9 protein-coding genes are annotated in these 8,289 nt (G+C 72.0%); 4 read left to right on the top strand and 5 right to left on the bottom strand.

Annotation, left to right across the window (positions count from 1 at the left end):
• The 4 genes from HWD93_RS17835 to HWD93_RS17820 form a co-directional block, all read right to left on the bottom strand.
• On the bottom strand, positions 1-403 hold a 403-nt coding region (locus HWD93_RS17835; protein WP_308202943.1), incomplete at its 3' end, for a biotin/lipoyl-containing protein.
• 41 nt (positions 404-444) lie between these two features.
• On the bottom strand, positions 445-1,404 hold the full coding sequence (locus tag HWD93_RS17830) for an alpha-ketoacid dehydrogenase subunit beta (protein WP_070419276.1): 960 nt from the start codon (positions 1,402-1,404) through the stop codon (positions 445-447).
• 86 nt (positions 1,405-1,490) lie between these two features.
• On the bottom strand, positions 1,491-2,627 hold the full coding sequence (locus tag HWD93_RS17825) for a thiamine pyrophosphate-dependent dehydrogenase E1 component subunit alpha (protein ID WP_071295537.1): 1,137 nt from the start codon (positions 2,625-2,627) through the stop codon (positions 1,491-1,493).
• Positions 2,628-2,650: 23 nt separating this feature from the next.
• On the bottom strand, positions 2,651-3,730 hold the full coding sequence (locus tag HWD93_RS17820; RefSeq protein WP_261647541.1) for a histidinol-phosphate transaminase: 1,080 nt from the start codon (positions 3,728-3,730) through the stop codon (positions 2,651-2,653).
• Between the two features lie 50 nt (positions 3,731-3,780).
• Between HWD93_RS17820 and HWD93_RS17815 the strand changes: the two genes are divergently transcribed.
• The 3 genes from HWD93_RS17815 (at position 3,781) to purB (ending at position 6,193) form a co-directional block, all read left to right on the top strand.
• Positions 3,781-4,179, top strand: a complete 399-nt coding sequence (locus HWD93_RS17815; protein ID WP_070417157.1) for a phage holin family protein — start codon at positions 3,781-3,783, stop codon at positions 4,177-4,179.
• A 119-nt stretch (positions 4,180-4,298) separates the two neighbouring features.
• A complete protein-coding gene (locus tag HWD93_RS17810) occupies positions 4,299-4,811 on the top strand; it encodes a low molecular weight protein-tyrosine-phosphatase (RefSeq protein WP_070419277.1) in 513 nt (170 codons plus the stop codon).
• Positions 4,808-6,193, top strand: a complete 1,386-nt coding sequence (gene purB / locus HWD93_RS17805; RefSeq protein ID WP_070417158.1) for an adenylosuccinate lyase — start codon at positions 4,808-4,810, stop codon at positions 6,191-6,193. Before HWD93_RS17810 ends, purB begins: the two co-directional genes overlap by 4 nt.
• A 132-nt stretch (positions 6,194-6,325) precedes the next feature.
• On the opposite strand, the gene HWD93_RS17800 is transcribed toward purB, so the two are convergent.
• Positions 6,326-7,240, bottom strand: a complete 915-nt coding sequence (locus tag HWD93_RS17800; protein ID WP_261647540.1) for a LysR family transcriptional regulator — start codon at positions 7,238-7,240, stop codon at positions 6,326-6,328.
• A 72-nt stretch (positions 7,241-7,312) separates the two neighbouring features.
• Here HWD93_RS17800 and HWD93_RS17795 point away from each other — a divergent pair.
• Positions 7,313-8,289 (top strand): EamA family transporter (locus HWD93_RS17795; protein ID WP_261647539.1); only part of this gene is annotated, 977 nt, incomplete at its 3' end.

Raw genomic sequence — 8,289 nt, 5'->3', positions numbered from 1 at the left:
GCGTGACCGGGGCGGCGGGAGCGGCGGGGGTCTGCGTGACCGGGGCGGCGGGAGCGGCCGGTGCCGGCGGGGTGGCGGTGACGTCCGGCGAGGTCGGGACGCTCTGGTCGACGTGCGCCGCGCCTCCTGGGCCGGCGACCGGCGCACCGGACGCGACCTGCGCGTCGGACTCCACGCGGATGATCGGCTTGCCGACCTCGACGGTGTCGCCCTCGGAGACGAGCAGGCCGGTGACGGTGCCGGAGAACGGCGACGGGAGCTCGACGAGGGACTTCGCCGTCTCGATCTCGACGAGGACCTGGTCGACGGTGATCTCGTCACCGATCGCGACGCGCCACTGCACGATCTCGGCCTCGGTGAGGCCCTCACCCACGTCGGGCAGGGGGAATTCGGCGACGGCCACTACGGCTCCTTCGGCGTTCTGGTCGAGCTCGGACAGGGAGGTCAGTAGGCGAGGGCGCGGTCGACGGCCTCGAGGACGCGGTCGGCGTCCGGCAGGTGCAGGTGCTCCAGCTTCGACACCGGGAACGGGACGTCGAACCCGGAGACCCGGAGCGGCGGGGCCTGCATCGTGTAGAACGCCTTCTCGGCGACGGTCGCGGCGATCTCGCTGCCGACGCTGACGAAGCCGGAGGCCTCTTGCGCGATGACGAGACGACCGGTCTTCCGGACCGATGCCAGGAGCGGCTCCCAGTCGATCGGCGAGATCGAGCGGAGGTCGATGACCTCGCAGCTCGTGCCCTCGCCCTCGGCGATCTCCGCCGCCTGCATGAGCGTGGCGACCATCGCGCCGTGGCCGACGAGGGTGACCTCGGTGCCGGTGCGGGCGACGCGCGTCGTGTGCATCGGGACGTGCCCGTCGACGAGGTCCACCTGGCCCTTCGGCCAGTAGCGCGACTTCGGCTCGAGGAAGACGACCGGGTCCTTCGAGGCCACTGCTTCCTGGATCATCCAGTAGGCGTCGTTCGGCGTGCTCGGGCTGACCACGCGGAGACCCGGGGTGTGCGCGAAGTACGCCTCGGGCGACTCCTGGTGGTGCTCCACGGCGCCGATGTGGCCGCCGTAGGGGATGCGGATGACGACGGGCAGCGACATGTGCGCCGGCAGCCGGTTCGCCATCTTCGCGAGCTGCGAGGTGATCTGGTCGAAGCCCGGCCAGACGAAGCCGTCGAACTGGATCTCGACGACCGGGCGGTAGCCGCGCAGGGCCAGGCCGATCGCGGTGCCGATGATGCCGGCCTCGGCGAGCGGGGTGTCCCGCACGCGCTCGGGGCCGAACTTCTCCTGCAGGCCCTCGGTGATGCGGAACACACCGCCGAGTGCGCCGATGTCCTCGCCCATCAGCAGGACCTTGTCGTCCGCCTGCATCGCGGCGGCGAGCCCGGCATTGAGCGCCTTGGCCATCGTCAGGGTCGGGGTGGGGTCGCTCGGGACCTCGCCGGCGCCCGGGTGGGAGCGCAGGGTGTAGTCGAAGAGCTGCTCGGTGGTGCTCATGCGTGGGCGCCCCCTTCGAAGCCGGCCTCGTACTGTTCGAGCCAGGCCTTCTGCTCGGCGATCAGCGGGTGCGGCTCGCGGTAGACGTTGTCGAACATGACGTCGACGGACGGCGGTGTCAGGGCCACGGTGCGGCGGCGGACGTCGGCGGCGATGTCCTCGCCCTCTTCGTCGAACGCGGCGAACTGCTCGTCGGTCGCGCCCTTGGAGCGCAGGTACGCCTCGGACCGGACGATCGGGTCGCGGCGGACCCAGTCCTCGAGCTCGCCCTCCGCGCGGTAGCGGCTCGGGTCGTCGGAGCTGGTGTGCGCGCCGATGCGGTACGTGTCGGCCTCGATGAACGCCGGGCCCTGGCCGCTGCGGGCGTGGTCGGTGGCGACGACCGAGGCCGTGTAGGAGGCGAGGATGTCGTTGCCGTCGATGAGGACGCTCGGGATCCCGAAGCCGCGCGGACGGTCGACGAGCGGGGTCGGCGACTGGACCGACACCGGCACCGAGATCGCCCAGTGGTTGTTCTGCAGGAAGAAGACGACGGGGGCCTTCGTCGAGGCCGAGAACACGTACGCCTCGTTCACGTCGCCCTGGCTCGTCGCGCCGTCGCCGAAGTACACGATCGAGCACGCGTCGCGGTCGGGGTCACCCGTGCCGACGTCGCCGTCGAGCTTCTGCCCGAGCGCGTACCCGGTGGCGTGCAGGGTCTGCGAGCCGATCACCAGGGTGGAGATGTGGGTGTTGCCGCGCTCGTCCGGGTCCCACCCGCCGTGCGTCTGGCCGCGGTACATCGCGATGATCTCCATCGGCTCGACGCCGCGGTGCATCGTGACCGCGTGCTCGCGGTAGGACGGGAAGACGTGGTCCTGCGCGCGGAGGGCGAAGGCGGAGCCGGTCTGTGCGGCTTCCTGCCCGTGGCTCGGCACCCAGAGGCCGAGCTGACCGGTGCGCTGGAGGTTGTGACCAGCGTGGTCGAACCGACGGGTGAGGACCATGCGACGGTGCATCGCGAGCAGGGTCTCGTCCGGGATCGCCCGCGCGGCGGCGGCGAACTCGGCGTTCTCGTCGGTCTCCACGAACCGGCCCTCGGGGTCGAGGAGCCGGACGGTGGTCGTCGCGGGGGCCGCGGCGCGGAATGACATGCGGGCCAGCGTAGCGGCAGCGACTACTCGGCTGCCTGGAGGTCCCCCACAAGCGACCGTGCTGTTTCGAGGAGCGTTCCCACAGCCTCGTGCTCCCCGATCGAGATGCGGATGCCCTCGTTCCCGAAGGCCCGGACGATGATGCCGGCCTGCTCGAAGCGCTCCGTCGCGTGCGCCGTCAGCTCGCCGGTCGGCAGCCACACGAAGTTGCCCTGGGCGTCGGGTACGTCCCAGCCCTGCTCGCGGAGCGACGTGACGACGCGGTCCCGCAGGACAGCGATCTCGGACACGCGCTCGAGCAGTTCGGACTCGCGTTCGAGGCTCGCGAGTGCCGCCGCTTGGCCCTGCGCCGTGACCGAGAGCGGGATGGCGCAGGCGCGTACGGCATCGAGCACGTACGCCGGGCCGAGGGCGTACCCGACGCGGAGTCCGGCCAGCCCGTACGCCTTCGAGAAGGTGCGGAGCACGACGAGGTTCGGGTACCGCTCGAGCAGCGGGGCGCCACGGACGGCGGTCGGCTCGGTGACGAACTCGGCGTAGGCCTCGTCGAGGACCACGAGCACGGTCGCGGGCACCTGCGCCATGAACGCCTCGAACTCCGCGCCGGTCACGATCGGGCCGGTCGGGTTGTTCGGCGTGCAGACGATCACGAGGCGGGTGCGCTCGGTGACGGCGGCGGACATCGCGTCGAGGTCGTGACCGCCGTCGGGGCGGTTCGGCACCTGCACGCTCGTGGCGCCGGCGACCGTGACGACGCCGGGGTAGGCCTCGAAGGAACGCCACGCGTAGACGATCTCGTCGCCCGGGCCGGAGGTGGCCTTGGCGAGTTCGTGGAGGATCGCGACGCTGCCGGGGGCGACGTGGACCTCGTCGACGGTGGTGCCGAAGCGGTTCGCGAGCACGGCTCGGACGGCGAGGGCGGTGGCGTCGGGGTAGCGGTTGAACGCGGTCTGCGCCTGCACGGCCTCGACGACGCCGGGCAGCGGCGGGAACGGGTTCTCGTTGCTCGACAGCTTGAAGGCGTCGGCCGCGGCCTGGCGCCCCTGCTTGTAGGCGGGGAGAACGGCGATCTCGGGCCGGATGTGCACGCGCTCGTCAGTCACGGGATCAGGCTACCGGCCCGTCCGCGGGTACCGGAGGGCATCATGGACGCATGCGATTCCTCGTCCGCCTCGTCGTCAACGCCGTCGCCCTCTGGCTCACCACGCTGATCGTCAGCGGCGTCTCCGTCACGCCCTTCGGCGACGGCGGCACCACGGCCACCGTGCTCACCTACCTGCTCGTGGCGTTCGTGTTCGGCCTCGTGAACGCGGTCATCGGCACGCTCATCCGGATCGTGGCCTTCCCGATCTACATCCTCACGCTCGGGCTCATCTCCTTCGTCGTGAACGCGATCCTGCTGCTCATCGTCGCCGGGATCTCGGACGCCTTCGGCTTCGGGCTGCAGGTCGACTCGTTCGGCTGGGGCATCGTCGGCGCCTTCGTGCTCGCGGTGTTCGCGTGGCTGATCGGGCTGTTCGTGCGGCCGGTGCTGAACCGCCCGCGCGCGTGACGCTGGCCGACGACCCGTCGGCGAGCACCCCGTCGGGGTGGGCCGACGACCGGACCGGCACCGCGCCTCCCGACGGCAGCAGCGTCGCGGACGGACGCTCCCTGCGCCATGATGTCCCCATGACCCCGGACGCCGACGCCCCCTTCCGGGTCTCGTTCGTCTGCAGCGGCAACATCTGCCGCTCCCCCATGGCCGGCATCGTCTTCGCCCAGCTCGCGGCGGACGCCGGCATGGCCGACCGGTTCCAGGTCGAGTCCGCCGGCACCGGCGACTGGCACGTCGGCGAGCCCGCCGACGAGCGCACGATCGCAGCACTCGCAGCGCGCGGATACGATGGCAGCAGGCATCGCGCCCGTCAGTTCGATCCGGACCGGTTCCCGGACCTCGATCTGGTGGTCGCACTCGACCGCTCCCACGAACGCATCCTGCGCTCGTGGGCACCGACCATGGACGACGCCGCGAAGGTGACGCTCCTGCTGCGGTACGACGACGCCTGGCCCCAGCAGACCGACGTACCGGATCCGTACTACGCGGACCGGCACGAGTTCGACCGAGTGCTCTCGACCGTCGAACGGGCCTGCCGGGCGCTCTTCCGCCAACTCGAGCCGGCAGTCCGTCAGGGAGCCCCATGACCCCCCTTCCCCCGCAGCCGATCAGCCCGCTCGACGGGCGGTACTACCCGATCGTGCACACGGTGGGCGAGCACCTCTCCGAGGCCGGGCTCAACCGCGCGCGCATCGTGGTCGAGGTCGAGTGGCTCATCTTCCTGACCGACCACGCGATGTTCACCACGTCGCCGCTCAGCGTCGACGACAAGGCCGCGCTCCGCCGGGTCGTGGAGACCTTCGGCCAGGAGCAGATCGCCGAGCTCGCCGAGATCGAGGCCACGACGCGGCACGACGTCAAGGCGGTCGAGTACTTCGTCCGTCGCCGTCTGTCCGAGCTCGGGCTCGACGCGATCGCCGAGCTCACGCACTTCGCCGCGACGAGCGAGGACGTCAACAACCTCTCGTACGCGCTGACCGTCCGCGACACCGTCGACCAGGTGTGGCTGCCGGCCTACCGCGCCGTCGTGGCGAGGCTCCGCGAGCTCGCCGACGAGCTGAAGAGCGTCCCGATGCTCTCGCACACGCACGGGCAGCCGGCGACGCCGACGACGCTCGGCAAGGAACTCGCGGTCGTCGTGTACCGCCTCGAGCGCGTGCTGTCCCAGATCGAGGGCGGCGAGTACCTCGGCAAGTTCTCCGGCGCGACCGGCACGTTCTCGGCGCACCTCGCGGCCGACCCCGAGGCCGACTGGCCCGCACTCTCCCGCGAGTTCGTCGAGGGTCTCGGGCTCACCTGGAACCCCCTCACGACGCAGATCGAGTCGCACGACTGGCAGGCCGAGCTGTACGACCGGGTGCGCCACGCGAACCGGATCCTGCACAACCTCGCGACCGACGTGTGGACCTACATCTCGATGGGGTACTTCACGCAGATCCCGGTGGCGGGTGCCACGGGCTCGTCGACGATGCCGCACAAGATCAACCCGATCCGGTTCGAGAACGCCGAGGCGAACCTCGAGATCTCGTCGGCGCTGTTCTCCACGCTGTCCGAGACGCTCGTGACGTCGCGGCTCCAGCGTGACCTCACCGACTCGACCACGCAGCGGAACATCGGCGTCGCGTTCGGGCACTCGCTCCTCGCGCTTGACAACCTGCGCCGTGGCCTGGGCGAGATCGCCGTGAACGAGGTCCGTCTCGCCGAGGACCTCGACCGCAACTGGGAGGTGCTGGCCGAGGCCATCCAGACGGTCATCCGCGCCGAGGTCACCGCCGGGCAGTCGAACATCGAGGACCCGTACGCGATGCTCAAGGAGCTCACGCGCGGGAAGCGCATCGGGCAGGCGGAGCTCGTCGCGTTCGTGAACGGCCTGGACATCTCGTCCGGCGCGAAGGCCCGGCTGACGAACCTCACCCCGGCGACCTACACGGGCCTCGCCGACGAGCTGGTCGACCACCTCGACGTGTAGAGCGCCGCGCGCCGCGGGCGGCGCTCGCTTCGTGAGCAGAAATGGTCGGGTCCCGAGCAGGGACCCGACCATTTCTGCTCACCAAGCGACGGCCTGGAGGCGCGGGGCGGCCCCGCCGGCAGCGTCACCGCCTCAGGTGGTGACGTCCAGGGCTTCGGCGACCAGCGCCTCCAGGACCGTCCGGACCACGGAGCGGACCGCACGGTCCGGCCGGACGAGCGCCTCGATCCGCCGCCCCGCGCGGACGTCGGCGAGCTCGGCGAGGTGGAAGCGACCGGACGCCCGGGTCCCCGAGGTGTACCGCGGCACGAGCGCCACCCCGTGTCCGGCGGCGACGAGGTTCTCGATGACGGGCAGGTGGATCGTCCGGAAGCCGACGCTCGGCGGTGTGTCCGTCGCCGCCGCCATGGCCGTGAGCACCCGGTCGATCGGGTAGCCCTCCGGCACCCCGATCCAGGACTCCCCGACGACGTCGTCGATGCGGACCCGCTCGCGGGCGGCCAGCCGGTGGTCGAGCGGGAGCGCGACGTCGAGCGGCTCGCGGAGGAGCGGGACGGTCTCGAGCGCCTCCCGGCCGGCCGGTGGGGCGCCGTCCGGCCGGTGCCCGATGACGACGTCGTGGTCGGCGGCGAGGGGGCCGAACGCGTCCTCGCTGACGTCGACGTCGACGAGCACCAGGTCGATGCCGGGGTGCTCGCGCATCCGGGTGAGCAGGCCGGGCAGCAGGAGTTCCGCGGCCGACGGGAACACGGCGAGGTCCACCCGCCCGGTCGCGCCGCCGAGGTGCTCCTGCCACGCCGCGTCCACCGTGGCGATCGCCGTCGCGACGCCGCTCGCCAGCCCGGCGAGCACCCGGCCGTGCTCGGTGAGCCGGACCCCGCGGCCGACCCGTTCGACGAGGGGGACGCCGACCTGGCGCTGCAGGGTCTGGAGCTGCTGCGAGACGGCGCTGGGCGTGCGGTGCGCGGCCTCGGCGACGGCGGTGACGCTCCCCCGCTCGGCGAGTTCGCGGAGGACGGCGAGGAGCTGCACGTCGAAGCCGACCATGCAGGGAGCCTACAACGTCGGTACGGAACTCTTCGCTGGTGCTGAACGGCGCGGCTGGGTCACGATCGACCCGTGCGCACCCGTGACCGTCTCCTCGCCGTGGTCGTCGCCGTCGTGTGGGGGCTCAACTTCCCCGCGACGGCCCTCGCCCTCGAGCACTTCCCGCCGTTCCTGCTCGCCGCGCTGCGGTTCACGCTGCTCGCGGTCCCGACCGTGCTGCTCGTCCCGCGTCCGAGGATCCCGTTCGGCCGGCTCCTGCTCGTCGGCTTCGGGCTCGGGGTCCTGCAGTTCGCGTTCCTGTACCTCGGCATGGCCGCAGGGCTCCCGTCCGGGCTGGCGTCGCTCGTCCTGCAGGCGTCGGCGCCGTTCACGGTGGTGCTCGCCGGGGTGTTCCTGCGCGAGCGGCTCACCGGCCGGCAGGTGATCGGGGTCACGATCGCGGTGGCGGCCCTGGCGGCGATCGCCGTGCACCGGGCGCAGGCGGCGGCGCTGCTGCCCGTCGTGCTCGCGCTGTGCGGGGCCCTCGGGTGGGCGATCGGCAACGTCGCGACCCGTCGGGCCGGGGCGGCCAACCCGCTGCACCTGACGCTGTGGTGGTCGATCGTGCCGCCGGTGCCGATGGCCGTCCTGTCGTTCGTCGTCGAGGGGCCGTCGCGCATCGGGAACGCGCTCGGGACGGCGTTCACCGCGGAGGCGCTGCCGGCGGACCTCGGGCTGCTCTACATCGTGCTGGTGGCGACCCTCGTCGGGTACGGCATCTGGTCGCGGCTGATGGCGGCGTACCCGTCGAGCACCGTCGCGCCGTTCTCGATGCTCGTCCCCGTGGTCGGGGTGTTCGCCTCGTGGGTGGCGTTCGGGGAGGTGCCGGACGTGGTGGAGATCGCGGCCGGGGTCGTCGTGGTGGCCGCCGTGCTGTGGTCGTCCCGCCCCGCCCGGTCCCGCCCGGCACGGGTCCGCCCGACACGGGCCCGCCCTGCGCGGGTCCGCCCGGCGTCGTCGCCGGTCGAGGTCGCACGACACGCCGCGGACGCTCCGCCGAGGTCGCACGA

The sequence above is a fragment of the Curtobacterium sp. C2H10 genome, assembly GCF_025407985.1.
GTDB lineage: Bacteria > Actinomycetota > Actinomycetes > Actinomycetales > Microbacteriaceae > Curtobacterium.
The sequence above is the reverse complement of the archived record's forward strand: the minus strand, read 5'-3'. Positions and strand labels throughout refer to the sequence as shown.

Excerpts from the sequence above, each read along its gene's own strand:
- HWD93_RS17830 (WP_070419276.1), bottom strand. The coding sequence starts at position 1,404 with ATGGCCAAGGCGCTCAATGCCGGGCTCGCCGCCGCGATGCAGGCGGAC.
- HWD93_RS17825 (WP_071295537.1), bottom strand. The coding sequence starts at position 2,627 with ATGTCATTCCGCGCCGCGGCCCCCGCGACGACCACCGTCCGGCTCCTC.
- HWD93_RS17815 (WP_070417157.1), top strand. The coding sequence starts at position 3,781 with ATGCGATTCCTCGTCCGCCTCGTCGTCAACGCCGTCGCCCTCTGGCTC.
- HWD93_RS17810 (WP_070419277.1), top strand. The coding sequence starts at position 4,299 with ATGACCCCGGACGCCGACGCCCCCTTCCGGGTCTCGTTCGTCTGCAGC.
- purB (WP_070417158.1), top strand. The coding sequence starts at position 4,808 with ATGACCCCCCTTCCCCCGCAGCCGATCAGCCCGCTCGACGGGCGGTAC.
- HWD93_RS17800 (WP_261647540.1), bottom strand. The coding sequence starts at position 7,240 with ATGGTCGGCTTCGACGTGCAGCTCCTCGCCGTCCTCCGCGAACTCGCC.